This is a genomic window from Citrobacter sp. ANG330, assembly GCF_047467925.1.
Lineage (GTDB): Bacteria > Pseudomonadota > Gammaproteobacteria > Enterobacterales > Enterobacteriaceae > Citrobacter_A > Citrobacter_A amalonaticus_G.
The window spans coordinates 71,926-89,455 of the sequence record NZ_JASJUI010000011.1; the positions used below are offsets into that span (position 1 = coordinate 71,926).

The following is a 17,530-nucleotide window of genomic DNA, read 5'->3' on the forward strand; positions in this document are numbered from 1 at the left end:
AAAAATGACTGTCTTCGATAGTTTACCCTTTTGACAAGCCAGACGGTTATCGTTTTAATCGTGGACAGTCATAACGAAAGGTAAGATTGATGAAGCCAGGATGTTCACTGTTTTTATTATTGTTTTCGGCGATGCTCTCCGGCACGCCGGCGCTGGCGGCTGAGCCATTGGTGGCCACCACCGCACCGTATTTACTCGCCGGAGCGCCCACATTTGACCTTTCCATCAGCCAGTTTCGCGAAAACTTTAATAGCCAAAATCCGAAGCTTACCTTAAATGAATTCCGCGCCATCGACAGCAATCGCGACAAGGCCAACCTCACCCGCGCGGCCAGCAAAATAAATGAGAATCTGTATGCCTCAACCGCCCTTGAGCGCGGGACGCTGAAGATCAAGAGCATGCAGATAACCTGGCTGCCCATTCAGGGCCCGGAACAAAAAGCAGCAAAAGCCAAAGCTCTGGAATATATGGCGGCGGTCATCCGCACTGTAGCCCCTCTACTGACCAAAGAGCAGAGCCAGAAAAAGCTGCAGAAACTCCTCGCCGCGGGAAAAAATAAGCGCTATTACGCGGAAACCGAAGGCGCAATTCGCTATGTAGTCGCAGATAACGGCGAAAAAGGGCTGACCTTCGCAGTTGAACCGATTAAGCTGACGTTATCTGAAAACCTGGACGGGTCCAATTGATGATAAAAAGCAAAGCCTTTCCAGGGAGTGATCTCTATACTGTTTCACAGACCATGCTGCCCTGAGGGGCGGCCATCTTCCTTAATTCGCTGACAAAGCGTGGAGAATAAAAATGCGACATCCTTTAGTGATGGGTAACTGGAAACTGAACGGCAGCCGCCACATGGTAAACGAACTGGTTGCTAACCTGCGTAAAGAGCTGGCTGGCGTCGCTGGCTGTGCGGTAGCGATCGCACCGCCGGAAATGTACATCGACCTGGCCAAACACGCGGCGGCCGGTAGCCACATCATCCTGGGCGCACAGAACGTTGACCTGAACCTGTCCGGCGCATTTACCGGTGAAACAAGCGCTGAAATGCTGAAAGACATCGGCGCGCAGTACATCATCATCGGCCACTCTGAGCGTCGTACGTACCACAAAGAGTCTGACGAACTGATCGCGAAAAAATTCGCCGTACTGAAAGAACAGGGTCTGACTCCCGTTCTGTGCATCGGTGAAACCGAAGCTGAAAACGAAGCAGGCAAAACTGAAGAAGTCTGCGCACGTCAGATCGACGCAGTGCTGAAAGCACAGGGCGCGGCTGCATTCGAAGGCGTGGTTATCGCTTACGAACCCGTTTGGGCAATCGGCACCGGCAAATCTGCCACGCCGGCTCAGGCACAGGCTGTTCACAAATTCATTCGTGACCACATTGCCAAAGCGGACGCAAAAATTGCTGAGCAGGTCATCATCCAGTACGGCGGTTCTGTAAACGCAGCTAACGCGGCAGAACTGTTCGCTCAGCCGGATATCGACGGCGCGCTGGTAGGCGGTGCTTCTCTGAAAGCTGACGCTTTCGCTGTGATCGTTAAAGCAGCTGAAGCGGCAAAACAGGCTTAAGTTGTTGAGCCGGGGGAATCGCTCCTCCGGCTTCTCCTTGTATTACCAGTATCCCAGCCAGTGCCACCAGAAAGCGCCCGTCACCGCCCAGATAGTCAGGTTCACCACACTCATCACCAGTCCCGTTTTCCACCATTCCGCCAGCGTGGCGTAACCCGAGCCAAAAATAATCGGCGCCGTGCCCGTTCCATAGTGCGTGAGCGACATCATCAGCGAGGATGAGAAACCGAGCATCAGGCCGAGCAGTGCTGGCGGCGCGCCCAGGCTTAATCCGGCGATGAAGAAGGCAGAGAACATGGCGGTGATATGCGCCGTAGTGCTGGCGAAAAAATAGTGAGAATAGACGTACAGCAGAATGAGTAGCAGCGTTGCGATGCTCCAGTGAACGCCAAGATGATCAATCGCTGTCCCTACGCTCGTTGCCAGCCAACCCACCAGCCCCAGCTTGCTGAGAAAATCCGCCATCATCACCAGTGCGGCGAACCAGACAATGGTATCCCAGGCGCCGCGGCACTTAAGGATATCCTCCCAGTTGAGTACGCCAGTGAGCAACAGAATCGATAAACCGATCAGCGCCGCGCTGGTAGGGTTAACAGTCCAGCCGTTGCCCATGATCATCGCGGGAACGCCAGCCCACAAGCAGAGCAGCAAAATGAACACCGCCAACGTGATTTTTTCCGCCAGCGACAGCGGGCCGAGAAGATCCAGCTTTTGTCGGGCGAACTGCGGCGCGTTCGGCGTGCGGGTAATGGCGGGCGGATAGAGCCACCAGATGACGATGGGCATCACAATCAGCGAAACTACCGCCGGAAGGAGCGCAGCCATCGCCCACATCCCCCAGGTCATATTCAGTACTCCATCCGTCCCCTTCGTTAAAAAGCTGACGATCAACGGGTTAGGGGCGGTTGCGGTGATAAACATCGCCGAGCTGATCGGGTTAATGTTGTAGTTCACCAGCGCCAGATATCGCCCCGTAGATCCATTTTCGCGATCGCCCGGCTGAGATCCCAGGCTATCCGCTATCGCACGCATGACCGGGTGGATAATCCCGCCGCCGCGCGCCGTATTGCTTGGGGTGACGGGAGCAATCAGCGTTTCAGCGAGTGTTAATGCCCACGCGATACCTAAGGTTCGCTTACCAAACAACGCAATAAATCCGTAGCCGATACGCGCCCCAAGTCCTGTTTTCAGCAAGCTTTGCGACAGCATGATCGACAAACCGATCAACCAGATCAGTTGGTTGGAAAAGCCGCTCAGCGCATCGTTAAGTGCCGCAGAAGGTTTACCGGGATTCGTCACGCCGGTCATCGCCACCAGCATGATCGCCACAATCGCAATCGCGCCAATGGGCATCGCTTTACCGATAATCGCCGCAATCGTGCCGATAAACAGCGCCAGCAGATGCCACGCCTGTGGCGTCACGTTTGCGGGACAAGGGATGATAAACCAGATAGTCAGCGTGATAACGATAGAGATAACGGCGGGCCAACAACGCACGGGAGTCAATCTTTCCATGGATCAATCCTTGAGTATCCTGCGCATAAGTATGCGTTCCGGTATTAACCGTCATTCGTGCCGGTAAAACTCACCGCCCTCTCACAAAAACTAAAAATCAGGCCTGTACCCTACAATTTTCCTAATAAATTAAACCACGCGTAGTCCAGCGGCAGCAAAACCAGATACGTCATCACCGCCAGCACCAGACACAGCAACATCCCGGCCCTCGCCGGCACTCTTCCCAACGCCATGGCCACCACAATAGGCGACGCCTGATACGGCAATAGCGGCGTTGAGTAGCCCAATACCTGAATCATGATCACCGACAGCAGCGGAAAGTGCGTTGCCTCAGAAAAGCTTTGCGCCAGGCTGGTATACAGCGCCGGAACACCGTTAGCGGTCATAATAAAGTTAAGCGCGGTGGTGATACCGGTCAGGGCGAGAAAACTGGTGAACGGTTTCTCCGGGTCCAGCGGCATTACCTGCAGCAGCGCCTCACCAACCGCATCGCCAATGCCGGTTTGCGTTACGACGCTCGCCAGCCCAAGAATACCGGCAACATAAATGCAGGTACGGATGTTAACCCCTGCGGAAAACTCCTCTCCGTTGATAAACCCGACACGCGGTAGCAGAGTGATAACCGCCGCCGCCAGCCCGGTCCACGCAGGGCCAATACCATGCCAGCTTTCACTGACCCACATTACCAGCACCACTCCCAGCATCCAGGCCAGCCGCTTTTCATCGCGGCTCATCGGTTCCGGCGGCGTTAACTCACGCGGTAGATGGGGTTTTCCAGGAAACAGCCAGCAGATCAGCGCAATCAACAGCCCACCTTTCAGCCAACCTAATACCGGCGTATGCAGCAGCAAGTAAGGCAGATAATTCAGGTGGATGCCGTACGAACCTTCCGCCGCCCCACTCATCACGAGGTTCGGCACGTTCGCAGGCAGAATGGTAGCGGAAAGCTGGAAAGTGCCAAACCCGACGGCAAGCGCGAGTCCGAACCACGCACGAGTGCCATCGAGGATCCCGGCACGCTTCGCCATCGCCGCAACAACGGGCATCAGCAACGCGATACGCCCCATATTGGAGGGCATCACAAACGCCAGCGCATAGCTCAGCAGCACCACGCTTGAGACCATCAACGGCCAGGATTCCGTCAGCCGGGATGACAACGCCCGCGCCGCCCTGTCCGCCAGCCCGGTTTTGCGGATCGCCACACCCAGCACAAAGCCGCTGAACACCAGCCAGAACGCTGAGGAGGCAAAGCCGCCAAAGATAACGTCCGGCGGGGCGATTTTCGCCACCATCGCTACGGTGAAAAACAGCAGCGCGGTGATGAATTCCGGCAAGAGAGAGCTCGCCCAGAGCAGAATAGTGACAACCACCACCAGCGAAGGCAGAAACAGAGGGTGTGAAAACCAGAGCGACATGCCTGTCTCCTGTTGTTTTTTTCAACAAGAATACGGGGACAGGCAACGAGAGTAAACGCCAGATTAGGTGGGGTTACTGGAGAATATCACATTGATGATCCTGAATTTCCTCTGCCGATGCGCGGTTAAGCGCCAGTAAATTACGCTGCGTCGCCAGCAGAACAAAAGCGTCATCGCTTTGACGCGCCAGCGCCAGTGCATAGCTGCCCATTCGCTCACGCGCTTCCGGCACCTCTTCCGCCAGCATCATAAACGGGCTGCGCTGCGCCAGTTCGCTTTCCGTCACGCGACGGGCGAGATATTCGTGCCCGCGCAGTCCGCCCGGCAGCGGCAACCAGCGGGTGCTGATTTTGGCCTGGTTAGCGTCCAGTTGCGCTCTGACGTCAGGACGCAGGCAGGAGATATGAATGTGGAAATGATTTTGCGTCCGTCCGCTGCGCGAGTTGATTGCCAGCGAAACGGCGCTGTCCGGAATATCCCGGCCATACTTCTTGCTCATAAAGTCGCGTGACTGCCAGGCCAGCCAGAAGAAATTCGGCGTGTATTGTTCCACCAGCAGCGGACTTTCGGTGCCGTTAATGCGGTAAGTCGGCATAAGCAAATATTGCAGTGGGCCATTGCGATCTTTAAAGACCACATATCCGGCATCGGCCTTCACTTCGGCGCATGGCGCCGGATTTTGATGCTGCAACTGATTGGGCAGACATTGTTCAAGGACAATCTGGCGCAACGCATCCGGGTTTCCGGCCAGCTTCCAGTAGCCGAAACCTGCCGCAGCAGCAATAACGACCACGGCCAGTAGTCCATAGCCAGTTTTTTTCATAACGCGTTCCCTGTATCTCAACGGCCTGCAAGAGTAACGCAAAATGATGACAAATAAAAAAGCCCGACAGCAAAAGCTCCCGGGCCACGTTTCAGTTGTGCTTAGCGCTTACTGATCTGATCAAACGTTCCACCGTTTGAGAAATGTTCTTTCTGCGCTTTCGTCCAGCCGCCGAAGACGTCATCAATGGTGAAGAGCTTCAGCTTCGGAAACGCATTTTCGTATTTTTTCGCCACATCCGCATCACGCGGACGGTAGTAGTTTTTCGCCGCGATCTCCTGACCTTCCGGTGAATAGAGATACTTCAGGTAGGCTTCGGCTACCGCCTGAGTCCCTTTCTTCTCAGTCACTTTATCCACAATGGAGACCGTCGGTTCAGCCAGAATGGATTCGCCCGGCGTCACGATTTCAAACTTATCTTTGCCCAGCTCATTGGTCGCCAGCAGCGCTTCGTTCTCCCACGCGATCAGTACATCACCGATGCCGCGCTCGACAAAGGTATTGGTCGAGCCACGTGCGCCAGAGTCCAGCACTTCGACGTTCTTAAACAGCGCCTTCACGAAATCCTGTGCTTTCGCCTGATCGTTGTTGTTGTGGTGCAGTGCATAACCCCACGCAGCCAGATAGTTCCAGCGTGCGCCGCCGGAGCTTTTCGGGTTCGGGGTGATCACAGAGACGCCAGGTTTAACCAGATCGTTCCAGTCATGGATTTGCTTCGGATTGCCTTTGCGAACCAGGAACACAATGGTGGAGGTGTAGGGTGCGGAATTATCCGGCAGGCGTTTGATCCAGTTTTTATCAATGCGCCCACGTTCGGCTATCGCATCAACATCATAGGCCAGCGCCAGCGTCACCACATCCGCCTCAATGCCGTTAATCACCGAGGTCGCCTGTTTGCCCGAACCGCCATGCGACTGTCGAATCACCACGTTATCGCCCGTTTCTTGCTTCCAGTGCGCGCTAAACGCTTTGTTGTACTGCTCGTACAGCTCACGCGTTGGATCGTAAGACACGTTCAGTAATTGAATATCCTTTGCCAGAACACCGCTGGATACCAGCAGCAAGGTTAACCCCACGCCCCATTTGTTCATCGCCCAACTCTCTTATGTTGTGTTGTGATGAGCAAAGCCTGCCAGAAAGGAATCCAAACATTAAAGAATAAAAAAAGATTGGCTATAACCTTGGGGAATATATGAAGGGCTTATGCCGGATGGCGGCTGACGCATTATCCGGCCTACAAGTCTTTGCGATCTGTAAGCCTGATAAGCGTCGCGCCATCAGGCGCAGCGAAGAATCAGTACAGTTTCTTCGCGCAATCCAGCCAGTCTGCTTTGAACGGACGCTTCATGTTTTCAATAGCGTCGATAATGTCATGGTGAACCAGTTTTTCGTTCTGAATACCGACGCAACGACCACCGTGACCTTCCAGCAGCAGTTCAATGGCGTAAGAACCCATACGGGAAGCCAGGATACGGTCGTAAGGCACCGGAGAGCCGCCACGCTGGATGTGACCCAGCACGGTCGCACGGGTTTCACGGGCCGTCTCTTTCTCAATGTAATGCGCCAGTTCGTCGACATCGCACATGTGCTCAGTGATTGCCACGATAGCGTGTTTTTTACCCTTCGCGATGCCTGCTTTGATTTCAGCGACCAGATCGTCACGGCTGAATTCCACTTCCGGAACCACCACAAACTCACAACCACCGGCAATCGCCGCCGCCAGAGTCAGGTCACCACAATAACGGCCCATCACTTCAACGATAGAGATACGCTGGTGTGAAGACGAGGTGTCGCGCAGACGGTCAATCGCTTCAACCACGGTGCCCAGCGCCGTAAAGTAACCGATGGTGTAGTCAGTGCCTTTGATATCGTTGTCGATGGTGCCAGGCAGACCGATGCATGGGAAGCCCATTTCAGTCAGGCGTTTTGCACCCATGTAAGAACCGTCACCGCCGATCACCACCAGCGCGTCGATACCACGTTTTTTCAGGTTTTCGATAGCCACGGCGCGGACGTTTTCGTCACGGAATTCCGGAAAGCGAGCGGAACCCAGGAAAGTACCACCGCGGTTAATCATGTCGGACACACTATAACGGTCAAGCTGGACCATGCGGTCTTCGTACAGACCCAGGTAGCCATCATAAACACCCATGACTTCCAGTCCTTCCGTCAGTGCTGCGCGCACCACACCACGGATTGCTGCGTTCATGCCCGGCGCATCACCGCCGCTTGTCAACACACCGATTTTCTTAATCATGACTACCTCTGAACTTTGGAATGCAAAATGAAGTCTGTTGCCGGAAGTCGAACCTGCATATCGATACGATCCAACGAATATGCAAATAGTATAACAATCACTTCCTGCTGAATTGATTCAGGTCAGGCCAAATGGCGGTAATTTATACACAAAATGCGGGCCTGGCTCTCTTTTTTACGCTCACTTACGAAAGCTCAAACTTTTTGCCTTCCCTGGGAACAACGGAACAGGGGTCCTGATGAATAATGACATCGGAGCCCGGAAAACGCTGCAAAATCGCCTGCTCAACCTGCTCAGCCACAACATGTGCCTGAACGAGCGGCAGATTATCTTCCATTTCCAAATGAATCTGAATAAAGCGGGTCGGCCCTGACTGCCGCGTACGGAGATCGTGAGCACCACTGACGCCCGGCCACGATGTCACGATTTCAAAAATTTCCTGACGTTCTTCATCGGGTAATGCGCGATCCAGTAACGACTGCACTGCATCATAGCCCATGCGTAAAGCACTATATAAAATATAGATGCCAATCCCCAATGCAAACAATGCGTCCGCACGATGCCAGCCGTACCATGCCAGGCCGAGCGCCACGAGAATCGCACCGTTCATCATAACATCAGACTGATAATGAAGCATATCTGCCCGCACTGCCTGGCTTTGCGTCCGCTTCACCACCCAGCGCTGAAACGTGACCAGTACTATCGTACAAATCAGTGCGATGATCGTCACCACAACCCCTACGCCAGGATCGTTCATCGGCGTGGGCGTAATCAAATGCTGAATACCGGTTAAAAACAAGAACAGCGCCGAACCAGAAATAAACATACTTTGCGCCAGCGCGGCCAGCGATTCCGCTTTGCCGTGACCAAAGGTATGTTCGTCATCCGCTGGCTGCAGCGAATAGCGCACCACTAACAGGTTGGTGAGCGACGCGGCAATATCCACCAGCGAGTCGACCAGAGCCGCCAGAATACTCACCGACCCGGTGTACCACCACGCAAAAATTTTGATCAAAAGTAACAGCGATGCCATCACTGTCGCGGCAATGGCCGCCCGACTGACTAACCGCCCATAGGATTGATTCATAAACACTCCTGCCATTTCATGCCGGTAGTATAACGGATGGCGTAAGACAGTCAGCGTTTATGGCGGTGACAATTTTCAGGCAAAAAAAACCCCCTCATCATGAGGGGGAAGACAGGGATGGTGTCTATGGCAAGGAAAACAGGGTTTACTACTGGGAACGTGAGTTGCTACTACTCAATAACTTCAACGATGAACTTTTTTGCCATTGCGTCACGTCGCGCAACTGCTCCATTCGTTGTTGATGTTTCTCGTTTAAAACCGCTTGCTGCTCGGGCGTTAACAGGCGATACATCTGGTTGCGAACACGGGCCATTTCGACCTGTCTGTCAACCTGTGCCTGCGCCATCTTTTCTGCCTGAGCGCGTACAGCGGTTTCATCAAAATTTTCTGCGATAATAAGACGATGCATCGTCTCCATTTCGCTAACATTAACAGGCGGCTGCTCATGTCGTGCCTGTTGCATCAGATCTCGCATCTGTTGACGTTGATGTTCGGTTAAACTTATGCCGTCAAACATATGGCTCTGTACAGTGCGCGGCGCAGGGGGTTCACCCGGATGCCAGTTATCGCCTGTAACGACTTCAGCAGCATGGCTTATCGTACTGAGTGCCAGCGTTGAGGCCATGACGGCAGCGGTAACTTTGCGCATCATTTGCTCCCAAAATCTTTTCTGTCGCGATTCAACGAGAGACAGTTTACGATTCGGGCTGCAAACATGCGTCAGGGGGTGTAAAACAACGTAAAGTCATGGATTAGCGACGCCTGATGACGTAATTTCTGCCTCGGAGGTACTTAAACAATGAATAAAATCCTGTTAGTTGATGATGACCGAGAGCTGACTTCCCTGTTAAAGGAGCTGCTCGAAATGGAAGGATTCAATGTGCTGGTTGCCCATGACGGGGAGCAGGCGCTTGAGCTTCTGGACGACAGCATTGATTTACTTTTGCTTGACGTGATGATGCCGAAGAAAAACGGTATCGATACGTTGAAAGCGCTTCGCCAGACACACCAGACCCCCGTGATTATGCTGACCGCCCGCGGCAGCGAACTGGATCGCGTACTTGGCCTTGAGCTGGGTGCAGATGACTATTTACCGAAACCGTTTAACGATCGTGAACTGGTCGCCCGTATCCGCGCGATTCTGCGCCGTTCGCACTGGAGCGAGCAGCAGCAGAGCAGCGATAACGGCTCGCCGACGCTGGAAGTGGATGCCCTTAGCCTTAATCCGGGCCGCCAGGAAGCCAGCTTCGATGGCCAGACGCTGGAGCTTACCGGCACCGAATTCACCCTGCTTTATCTGCTGGCGCAACATCTCGGCCAGGTGGTATCACGTGAACATTTGAGCCAGGAAGTGCTGGGTAAACGCCTGACGCCTTTCGACCGCGCCATCGACATGCATATCTCCAACCTGCGGCGCAAACTGCCGGAGCGTAAAGACGGGCATCCGTGGTTTAAAACCTTGCGTGGTCGCGGCTATCTGATGGTTTCGGCTTCATGATAGGCAGTTTAACCGCACGCATCTTTGCCATCTTCTGGTTGACGCTGGCACTGGTGTTGATGTTGGTATTGATGTTACCCAAGCTCGACTCACGCCAGATGACCGAGCTACTGGACAGCGAACAGCGCCAGGGGTTGATGATTGAGCAACACGTAGAAGCTGAACTCGCGAACGATCCACCCAACGATTTGATGTGGTGGCGTCGCCTGTTCCGTGCGATAGACAAGTGGGCGCCGCCAGGACAGCGATTATTGCTTGTGACCACCGAAGGCCGCGTGATCGGCGCTGAACGCAGCGAAATGCAGATCATTCGTAACTTTATTGGTCAGGCGGACAACGCCGATCATCCGCAGAAGAAAAAGTACGGTCGCGTAGAAATGGTTGGGCCGTTTTCCGTGCGGGATGGGGAAGATAACTATCAGCTTTACCTGATTCGTCCAGCCAGTAATTCCCAATCCGATTTTATCAACCTGTTGTTTGACCGCCCGCTGTTGTTGCTGATCGTCACGATGTTAGTCAGTTCCCCGCTGTTGTTATGGCTGGCGTGGAGCCTGGCGAAACCGGCGCGTAAGCTGAAAAACGCGGCGGATGAGGTGGCTCAGGGTAACTTGCGTCAGCATCCGGAACTGGAAGCCGGCCCTCAGGAATTTCTTGCCGCAGGCGCCAGTTTTAACCAGATGGTGACTGCGCTGGAACGGATGATGACCACGCAGCAGCGTCTGCTGTCAGATATCTCGCACGAACTGAGAACCCCGCTCACCCGTCTGCAACTGGGCACTGCGCTGTTGCGCCGCCGCAGCGGTGAGAGCAAGGAACTGGAGCGCATTGAGACTGAAGCGCAGCGTCTGGACAGCATGATCAACGACCTGCTGGTGATGTCGCGTAATCAACAGAAAAACGCGCTGGTCAGTGAAACGATGAAGGCCAACCATCTGTGGGGTGAAGTACTGGATAACGCCGCCTTTGAAGCCGAACAGATGGGCAAATCGCTGACGGTAAATTTCCCTCCGGGACCATGGCCGCTGTACGGCAACCCGAATGCGCTGGAAAGTGCGCTGGAGAACATCGTGCGTAACGCCCTGCGTTATTCGCATACGAAGATTGAAGTGGGCTTCGCGGTGGATAAAGACGGGATTACGATTACGGTGGATGACGATGGCCCTGGCGTCAGCCCGGAAGACCGCGAGCAGATTTTCCGCCCGTTCTACCGTACTGACGAAGCGCGCGATCGTGAATCCGGCGGCACCGGTCTGGGTCTGGCGATTGTAGAAACTGCCATTCAGCAGCATCGTGGCTGGGTGAAAGCCGAAGACAGCCCGCTGGGCGGTTTACGGCTGGTGATTTGGTTGCCGCTGTATAAGCGTTCGTAACGGTATTGTGCCGGATAGCGGCGCAAACGCCTTATCCGGCCTACAACTCTCCACGAACGGTAGGCCTGATAAGCATAGCGCCATCAGGCATTTTTTCCGGTGCCGGATAACAGCGCTTATTTACCCCACAAACGCCGTGATTGATCTTCGATTTTGCCGCTTAAACGGCGCTTTTGCATCGTTCGCGTCCAGCTCTTCGACAGCCCCGCCGCTGACAGTAAGCGGTGATACTGCTCATCATCAAATGGCATATGCCAGGCAATGGCGATCGCCTCCTGCACGCTGACGTCGCTAACGCGGGAGACCCGTTCCAGCGGCGCATCGGCAGACACCATGCCAGGTGCAATGACGCTACACAGCCAACCTGTTTTGCCGCTGTCTTGCATCAGACTGGCCATATCGCTGATACCAAAATGAAAATTGAGCTTAAAACACGGTGAACGCGGCTGCGTGACCTGAATCAGCGCCTCGCCCCAGCGAAAAATATCACCAATATAAACATTGTGTTCCGTCAGCCCCTCGGTAGAGAGGTTCTCGCCAAAAGCCGGGGCCACGAAGCGCTCTGCCTGCTCCGGAAATTCCCGCGCCCAGTACTGATAATGCTCACGCGGATAGTGGCACAGTGCACGATCCGGCCCGCCGTGGATTTTCTTCTCCGCCTGCTCATCGCCTTCCAGGCCCAGCTCCGTCAGCATCAGTTCGCCATCGACCTGAATTTTACCAATCGCACTCGGGCGGCTTCCCACATAATCCTGAATCTTGCCGCTGAATACCTCTACTGGATATCGCATCTGGTCCCTCTCCCCGATCAATTTGCCTTATTAAACCACAATTATTTTACCTCAACCGCGCAAAATGAGAGCAAGGTTCACACGACGCCAAAAGATACATGCTATCAATGAAAGGGTTTTTGAAACGCCATTTCATAATAAGGAGTCAACAACGTGACAGGTCAAACGCAGTTTGCTGGCGTCTGGTGTCCCTCCATTACGCCAATGGATCAGGATGGGAATATCGATCTCAACGGTCTGAGCCAACATCTTCAGCGCCTGACTGAAGCTAAAATCGACGTGATTTTGCTGATGGGCAGCATCGGAGAATTTGCTTCTTTCACGCTCGAAGAGCGGTTGCTGTTGATTCGCGAGGCGCGCGGCATGAGTCCGCTGAAAATGGTGGCAAACGTCTCTTCGACCTGCCTCCACGATGTCTTGCGGATGGCGCAGGAAGCATACCGCACAGGCTATGATGCCGTGATGGTTCTGCCGCCCTATTACTACGGCCAAACGCCAAAGCAACTGTTGAGCTACTTCCGCCAGTTGGGGCAAAAGCTCAGCGGGAAATGGTTTGCCTACAACTTCCCACCGCGGACCGGCAGCGACTTAACGCCGGACCTGGTTGCCCAGCTTGCCAGCGAGTTCCCAAACTTTGCCGGGATCAAAGATACCGTAGACTGTCAGTCGCATACCCGCAGAATGATCGAGGCAACCCAGGCCGTGCGGGATGATTTTGCCGTCCTCTCCGGCTATGACGAATATTTCATTCCCAACCTGCTGGCGGGCGGCGCGGGGATTATCTCCGGGCTCAACAATGTGATGCCGGAGCTGTTTGTCAGCGCGCGTGAAGCTTTTAAAGCCGGCGATCTGGCGGCGCTGCATGACATTCAACAGAAGATCGGCGTGTACATGTCGATTTATGCCATCGGCGAGGATTTCGTCACCACCATCAAGACGGTGGTTTCGCGGAAGTTTGGCTATTGCACGGGGGTTTCACGCAATGCGGGCGGCGAGTTGAACGAACACGATTGTCGGACGATTGATGAGGTGTTTGGTCGTTAAAAGACAAGGCCCGGTGAGATCCACCAGGCCTTTTTTATGGCGCAAAAACAGGCCGGATGTACACAGTGCCATCCGGCATTATGGGGTTATTTCACTGCATTCTGGATGTCGATCATCGCAGCCTTCGCTTTTACCTTTTTCGACCAGATGGAGGTGATAATCGGTACCAGGATTGACGTCACAATCACTGAGGTTGCCACCAGCGAAGTGGCAGCCGGCGCCATCGGTTTAAACGCGGGAACCATTTCTGCGATCAGTACCGGTGTTGCCACTGCCGCACCTGCTGAGCTGGACGCAGCAATCCCTGCCGTACCGTCACCACCGCCAATCAGTTTATCGGCAATGATCAGCGGAATACCGGTCACGATAATCACCGCGACACCCAGCAGAATACCCAGCAGCCCGGTCTGGGCAATCACGCTCAGGTCGATGGTGTTACCCAGTGCAAAGGCGAAGAAGGGAATCAACGTTTGTACCGCTTTACTGAAAAACTCGCGCAGCTCAGGGTCCAGGTTACCCAACGCAAAACCCACCAGGAAAGGCAGCACCGCACCGACAAAAACATGGGGTTCAAACGACGCAATCCCGGCGGTACCGAGGATGATCATCGTCATCAGCGGGCCCGATTCCAGTGACATGAGGACAAATGCCCCGGCCTCTTCTTTAGTGCCGTACTGCTGCATGATGGACGCATATAGCCCACCGTTGGTCATGTCCATTGCCGCAACCAGCGCCAGTGTCGACAGCCCGGCAAAGAATCCTGCCTCCACACCATGCTCCGGGATAATCCGCGAGGCAATCGCCGCCACTACCCACGCCACGGCGATTTTGGTCACTACCAGCGTCCCGGATTTACGCAGAACCGTCCCCGTCGCGCTCAGCTTAATGGAGGCACCCATACAGAAAAACCACACGGCCAGAATCGGCACTGTACCGGTGATCATCCCGTTAGTGAAGGAGCCAAAGTATTTCCCCGCGTCGGGAGAGAACGTGTGACACAACGCGCCCAGAAACAGGGGGACGAGCATCATTCCGCCAGGGATTTTTTCTATCGTGCGTTTAATCTGCATTTCCATCACCTTCCGATGTAAAGATGTGTCAACGATAGACATTCAGCACAATAATAAAAGTGATCCCAACCACACAATAAAACAATGTTTCATTTTTTACGGATCACTGTTTTTAGTTTGATTTTGATCATAAAAAAACCCCACCGGCCACGCCGACGGGGTTCTGTATACGCTACGTCTTGTTAAAGAAGACTTATTTTTTCGCCGCGAAACGCGCAGCCGCTTCATCCCAGTTCACCACGTTCCAGAACTCTTTGATGTAGTCCGGACGACGGTTCTGGAATTTCAGGTAGTAAGCGTGTTCCCACACATCCAGGCCCACAATCGGGAAGCCGGAAGCGCCAGAAATAGCCTCACCCATCAGCGGGGAATCCTGGTTTGCGGTAGAAACGACCGCCAGTTTGTCGCCTTTCAGCACCAGCCAGGCCCAGCCAGAACCGAAGCGGGTTGCCGCCGCTTTTTCAAACTCGGCTTTGAAGTTATCCACAGAACCGAAATCACGTTCGATAGCCGCTTTCAGATCGCCCTGCAGGGTGGTGCCCTTTTTCAGGCCTTTCCAGAACAGGCTGTGGTTAGCGTGACCGCCCGCGTTGTTACGCAGAACGGTTTTCTTGTCGGCCGGTACCTGATCCAGTTTAGCGATCAGCTCTTCAGCAGACAGGTTAGCGAATTCAGGCAGACTCTCCAGCGCCGCATTGGCGTTGTTTACATAGGTCTGATGGTGTTTGGTATGGTGGATTTCCATCGTCTGCTTATCGAAGTGCGGTTCCAGCGCATCATAAGCGTACGGCAGGGATGGCAGTGTATAACTCATATTCATCTCCATTATTGTCGAGCGGCCGGGTGTTAACGCCGCGTAAGCAGTTGGTTCATTATAGTTAATTAAATGATATTGAAAATGATTATCAATGCCGTACTTTTAATAAGGTTATTATGTTTGAGCGGATTGTCGATTATGTGAGCTATATCACCCACTTAACCGGGTCTTTGCCAGAAAGGAAAAATCGCGGCAATCGGCAAAAGGTTATACATCTGCGCAATTTTTAAACTCATGACGTCGGATGGGTAAAACCGACGATAAAAACAATGAGGATGACGTGATGAGTAACGCGATTACGATGGGTATTTTTTGGCATTTGATAGGTGCGGCCAGTGCAGCCTGTTTCTATGCCCCGTTTAAACAAGTGAAACAGTGGTCATGGGAAACGATGTGGTCGGTCGGCGGGATGGTCTCGTGGCTGATCCTTCCCTGGACCATCAGCGCCCTGCTGCTGCCCGATTTCTGGGCCTACTACAGTTCTTTCAGTCTCTCCACTCTGCTTCCGGTATTCCTGTTCGGCGCAATGTGGGGCATTGGCAATATCAACTATGGCCTGACCATGCGCTACCTCGGCATGTCGATGGGAATTGGTATTGCTATCGGCATCACGCTAATTGTCGGTACGTTGATGACGCCCATCATCAATGGCAACTTTGATGTACTAATCAATACCGAAGGCGGGCGTATGACGCTGCTCGGGGTGCTGGTTGCGCTGATTGGCGTCGGGATCGTCACCCGCGCGGGCCAGCTCAAAGAGCGCAAAATGGGCATCAAAGCCGAAGAGTTCAACCTGAAAAAAGGGCTGCTGCTGGCGGTAATGTGCGGCATTTTCTCCGCAGGTATGTCATTTGCGATGAATGCCGCGAAGCCGATGCATGAAGCCGCTGCCGCGCTGGGTGTCGATCCGCTGTATGTCGCACTACCAAGCTACGTGGTGATCATGGGTGGCGGCGCGCTGGTCAACCTGGGCTTCTGCTTTATTCGTCTGGCAAAGGTAAAAAATCTGTCAGTAAAAGCCGACTTCTCACTGGCAAAGCCGCTGATTATTACCAACGTGCTGCTGTCTGCATTGGGCGGCCTGATGTGGTATTTGCAGTTCTTTTTCTACGCCTGGGGCCACGCGCGTATTCCGGCGCAATATGACTACATCAGTTGGATGCTGCACATGAGTTTCTACGTGCTGTGCGGCGGCATCGTCGGTCTGGTGCTGAAAGAGTGGAAAAATGCCGGACGTCGCCCTGTTGGTGTATTGAGTCTGGGATGCGTGGTGATCATCATCGCCGCCAACATTGTCGGGCTGGGCATGGCTAGCTAATCGCTCTGGTGACTGAGATGACGCCACTGACTGGGCGTCATCCCGGTTTCCCGCGTAAACACCACCGAAAAGTAGTTACTGTCCTCAAAACCGCACTGCATCGAAATTTCACTGATCATCAACCGACTGTGCTGAAGAAGATATTGCGCATGACAAACGCGGACCTGCCGCTGATACTGGTTAATCGTCATCCCGGTCTGGCTGCGAAACTGCTGGCGCAACACGCGTTCACTGCACGCTTCCTGCTCGCAAAATTCATCCAGCGCAAACGGTCGCTCAAGGCTGCCAGCCAGCGCGGTGATGAGTTTATCCAGTAACGTTTCGCTGGAGGTTGCCATCTCCGTGTCGGTGGCATAACGGTGGCGTTTCAGCGTCATCACCAGTTGACCAAACAGCAGTTCCGCCAGGTCGTTAGCGAGCGGATCGTGCTGGGTACTTTCATGCTCAAGCTGGCTTATCACCTGGCGGGCTTGCGCCATGCCAACGCTGCCCAACCGCCAGTGCGGCTGCCGCGGGGTACCGTTAAATCCCGGAATTGCGCTCTCCCAACCCAGATTCAGCTTCAGCCGCTCCGGGCAATAGATAATGTTCTGCAACACGAGGTCGTTAACGGAGGTGTAGGAGTGTTTGTCTTCGGCGCGAATATAAAACAGATCGCCACGGGTGATGCGATAGGGACGGTCATTCAGCACGTGCAAACCGTTGCCGCGCCAGACCATCACCAGCTCACAAAAATCATGCGTATGTTCAGCAAACACATTTTGCGGATAGCGATCGGCAACGGCGACGGCTTGCCCGGCATTCGCAAAGAAATCGTCTTTTAAAAGCACCAGATGATTCGCCACCAGCATCTTCCCTGCCGGATGGCGCTTCGCTTATCCGGCCACAAATTACGTCAACACCCAGGCCGGATTAGACATCCGGCATCATAGAACGATGATTATTCACATTCTGGCGGC

17 protein-coding genes are annotated in these 17,530 nt (G+C 53.9%); 6 read left to right on the forward strand and 11 right to left on the reverse strand.

The window, feature by feature from the left end; translation table 11 throughout:
* The first annotated feature begins 89 nt into the window (after positions 1-89).
* Entirely contained in the window at positions 90-686 is a 597-nt protein-coding gene (locus QNN88_RS19655) for a YiiQ family protein (protein ID WP_414241689.1), read from the forward strand.
* Positions 687-798: 112 nt separating this feature from the next.
* Positions 799-1,566: a triose-phosphate isomerase gene (gene tpiA, locus QNN88_RS19660; RefSeq protein ID WP_414241690.1), complete on the forward strand. Its 768-nt coding sequence runs from the start codon at positions 799-801 to the stop codon at positions 1,564-1,566.
* A 42-nt stretch (positions 1,567-1,608) separates the two neighbouring features.
* Here tpiA and QNN88_RS19665 read toward each other — a convergent pair whose 3' ends face one another.
* From QNN88_RS19665 to cpxP, 7 genes are all read right to left on the reverse strand, one after another.
* A complete protein-coding gene (locus QNN88_RS19665) occupies positions 1,609-3,081 on the reverse strand; it encodes a DASS family sodium-coupled anion symporter (RefSeq protein ID WP_414241691.1) in 1,473 nt (490 codons plus the stop codon).
* 110 nt (positions 3,082-3,191) lie between these two features.
* A complete protein-coding gene (locus tag QNN88_RS19670; protein WP_414241692.1) occupies positions 3,192-4,496 on the reverse strand; it encodes an SLC13 family permease in 1,305 nt (434 codons plus the stop codon).
* Positions 4,497-4,569: 73 nt separating this feature from the next.
* The gene (locus QNN88_RS19675; RefSeq protein ID WP_414241693.1) at positions 4,570-5,319 is read right to left on the reverse strand and encodes a CDP-diacylglycerol diphosphatase; all 750 of its coding nucleotides are present in this window, start codon (positions 5,317-5,319) and stop codon (positions 4,570-4,572) included.
* A 101-nt stretch (positions 5,320-5,420) separates the two neighbouring features.
* Positions 5,421-6,410, reverse strand: coding sequence for a sulfate ABC transporter substrate-binding protein (locus QNN88_RS19680; protein ID WP_414241694.1), 990 nt, complete (start codon positions 6,408-6,410; stop codon positions 5,421-5,423).
* Between the two features lie 203 nt (positions 6,411-6,613).
* The gene (pfkA, locus tag QNN88_RS19685; protein WP_414241695.1) at positions 6,614-7,576 is read right to left on the reverse strand and encodes a 6-phosphofructokinase; all 963 of its coding nucleotides are present in this window, start codon (positions 7,574-7,576) and stop codon (positions 6,614-6,616) included.
* A gap of 184 nt (positions 7,577-7,760) precedes the next feature.
* On the reverse strand, positions 7,761-8,663 hold the full coding sequence (fieF, locus tag QNN88_RS19690) for a CDF family cation-efflux transporter FieF (protein WP_414241696.1): 903 nt from the start codon (positions 8,661-8,663) through the stop codon (positions 7,761-7,763).
* Between the two features lie 148 nt (positions 8,664-8,811).
* Positions 8,812-9,312 carry a cell-envelope stress modulator CpxP gene (cpxP, locus tag QNN88_RS19695; protein WP_414241755.1) on the reverse strand — a complete coding sequence of 167 codons (501 nt, stop codon included), beginning with the start codon at positions 9,310-9,312 and terminating at the stop codon, positions 8,812-8,814.
* Between the two features lie 150 nt (positions 9,313-9,462).
* Between cpxP and cpxR the strand changes: the two genes are divergently transcribed.
* Positions 9,463-10,161, forward strand: coding sequence for an envelope stress response regulator transcription factor CpxR (cpxR, locus tag QNN88_RS19700; protein WP_001033731.1), 699 nt, complete (start codon positions 9,463-9,465; stop codon positions 10,159-10,161).
* Positions 10,158-11,531 carry an envelope stress sensor histidine kinase CpxA gene (cpxA, locus tag QNN88_RS19705; protein WP_046493226.1) on the forward strand — a complete coding sequence of 458 codons (1,374 nt, stop codon included), beginning with the start codon at positions 10,158-10,160 and terminating at the stop codon, positions 11,529-11,531. Before cpxR ends, cpxA begins: the two co-directional genes overlap by 4 nt.
* A gap of 116 nt (positions 11,532-11,647) precedes the next feature.
* Here the strand turns inward: cpxA and yiiM are convergent, their stop codons facing one another.
* Positions 11,648-12,322 (reverse strand): 6-hydroxyaminopurine reductase, encoded by a 675-nt coding sequence (gene yiiM / locus QNN88_RS19710; protein WP_414241697.1) that lies wholly within the window; start codon positions 12,320-12,322, stop codon positions 11,648-11,650.
* Positions 12,323-12,475: 153 nt separating this feature from the next.
* Here yiiM and QNN88_RS19715 point away from each other — a divergent pair, with 153 nt between their 5' ends.
* A complete protein-coding gene (locus QNN88_RS19715) occupies positions 12,476-13,366 on the forward strand; it encodes a dihydrodipicolinate synthase family protein (RefSeq protein WP_414241698.1) in 891 nt (296 codons plus the stop codon).
* A gap of 86 nt (positions 13,367-13,452) precedes the next feature.
* On the opposite strand, the gene kdgT is transcribed toward QNN88_RS19715, so the two are convergent.
* Entirely contained in the window at positions 13,453-14,436 is a 984-nt protein-coding gene (kdgT, locus tag QNN88_RS19720; protein WP_414241699.1) for a 2-keto-3-deoxygluconate transporter, read from the reverse strand.
* A 193-nt stretch (positions 14,437-14,629) separates the two neighbouring features.
* Positions 14,630-15,250 (reverse strand): superoxide dismutase [Mn], encoded by a 621-nt coding sequence (gene sodA, locus QNN88_RS19725; RefSeq protein ID WP_044257452.1) that lies wholly within the window; start codon positions 15,248-15,250, stop codon positions 14,630-14,632.
* 286 nt (positions 15,251-15,536) lie between these two features.
* Here sodA and rhaT point away from each other — a divergent pair, with 286 nt between their 5' ends.
* Positions 15,537-16,571, forward strand: a complete 1,035-nt coding sequence (rhaT, locus tag QNN88_RS19730; RefSeq protein ID WP_414241700.1) for an L-rhamnose/proton symporter RhaT — start codon at positions 15,537-15,539, stop codon at positions 16,569-16,571.
* Here rhaT and rhaR read toward each other — a convergent pair.
* Entirely contained in the window at positions 16,568-17,416 is an 849-nt protein-coding gene (gene rhaR, locus QNN88_RS19735; protein WP_414241701.1) for an HTH-type transcriptional activator RhaR, read from the reverse strand. The two genes, rhaT and rhaR, sit on opposite strands and share 4 nt — an antisense overlap.
* Positions 17,417-17,530 lie beyond the last annotated feature (114 nt).

What these genes read in the sequence shown, in the direction of transcription:
- sodA (WP_044257452.1), bottom strand. Translation starts at nt 15,250, where the DNA reads ATGAGTTATACACTGCCATCCCTGCCGTACGCTTATGATGCGCTGGAA.
- QNN88_RS19680 (WP_414241694.1), bottom strand. Translation starts at nt 6,410, where the DNA reads ATGAACAAATGGGGCGTGGGGTTAACCTTGCTGCTGGTATCCAGCGGT.
- QNN88_RS19655 (WP_414241689.1), top strand. Translation starts at nt 90, where the DNA reads ATGAAGCCAGGATGTTCACTGTTTTTATTATTGTTTTCGGCGATGCTC.
- yiiM (WP_414241697.1), bottom strand. Translation starts at nt 12,322, where the DNA reads ATGCGATATCCAGTAGAGGTATTCAGCGGCAAGATTCAGGATTATGTG.
- pfkA (WP_414241695.1), bottom strand. Translation starts at nt 7,576, where the DNA reads ATGATTAAGAAAATCGGTGTGTTGACAAGCGGCGGTGATGCGCCGGGC.
- rhaT (WP_414241700.1), top strand. Translation starts at nt 15,537, where the DNA reads ATGAGTAACGCGATTACGATGGGTATTTTTTGGCATTTGATAGGTGCG.
- cpxA (WP_046493226.1), top strand. Translation starts at nt 10,158, where the DNA reads ATGATAGGCAGTTTAACCGCACGCATCTTTGCCATCTTCTGGTTGACG.
- QNN88_RS19675 (WP_414241693.1), bottom strand. Translation starts at nt 5,319, where the DNA reads ATGAAAAAAACTGGCTATGGACTACTGGCCGTGGTCGTTATTGCTGCT.
- cpxP (WP_414241755.1), bottom strand. Translation starts at nt 9,312, where the DNA reads ATGCGCAAAGTTACCGCTGCCGTCATGGCCTCAACGCTGGCACTCAGT.
- fieF (WP_414241696.1), bottom strand. Translation starts at nt 8,663, where the DNA reads ATGAATCAATCCTATGGGCGGTTAGTCAGTCGGGCGGCCATTGCCGCG.
- cpxR (WP_001033731.1), top strand. Translation starts at nt 9,463, where the DNA reads ATGAATAAAATCCTGTTAGTTGATGATGACCGAGAGCTGACTTCCCTG.
- QNN88_RS19665 (WP_414241691.1), bottom strand. Translation starts at nt 3,081, where the DNA reads ATGGAAAGATTGACTCCCGTGCGTTGTTGGCCCGCCGTTATCTCTATC.
- kdgT (WP_414241699.1), bottom strand. Translation starts at nt 14,436, where the DNA reads ATGCAGATTAAACGCACGATAGAAAAAATCCCTGGCGGAATGATGCTC.
- tpiA (WP_414241690.1), top strand. Translation starts at nt 799, where the DNA reads ATGCGACATCCTTTAGTGATGGGTAACTGGAAACTGAACGGCAGCCGC.
- QNN88_RS19670 (WP_414241692.1), bottom strand. Translation starts at nt 4,496, where the DNA reads ATGTCGCTCTGGTTTTCACACCCTCTGTTTCTGCCTTCGCTGGTGGTG.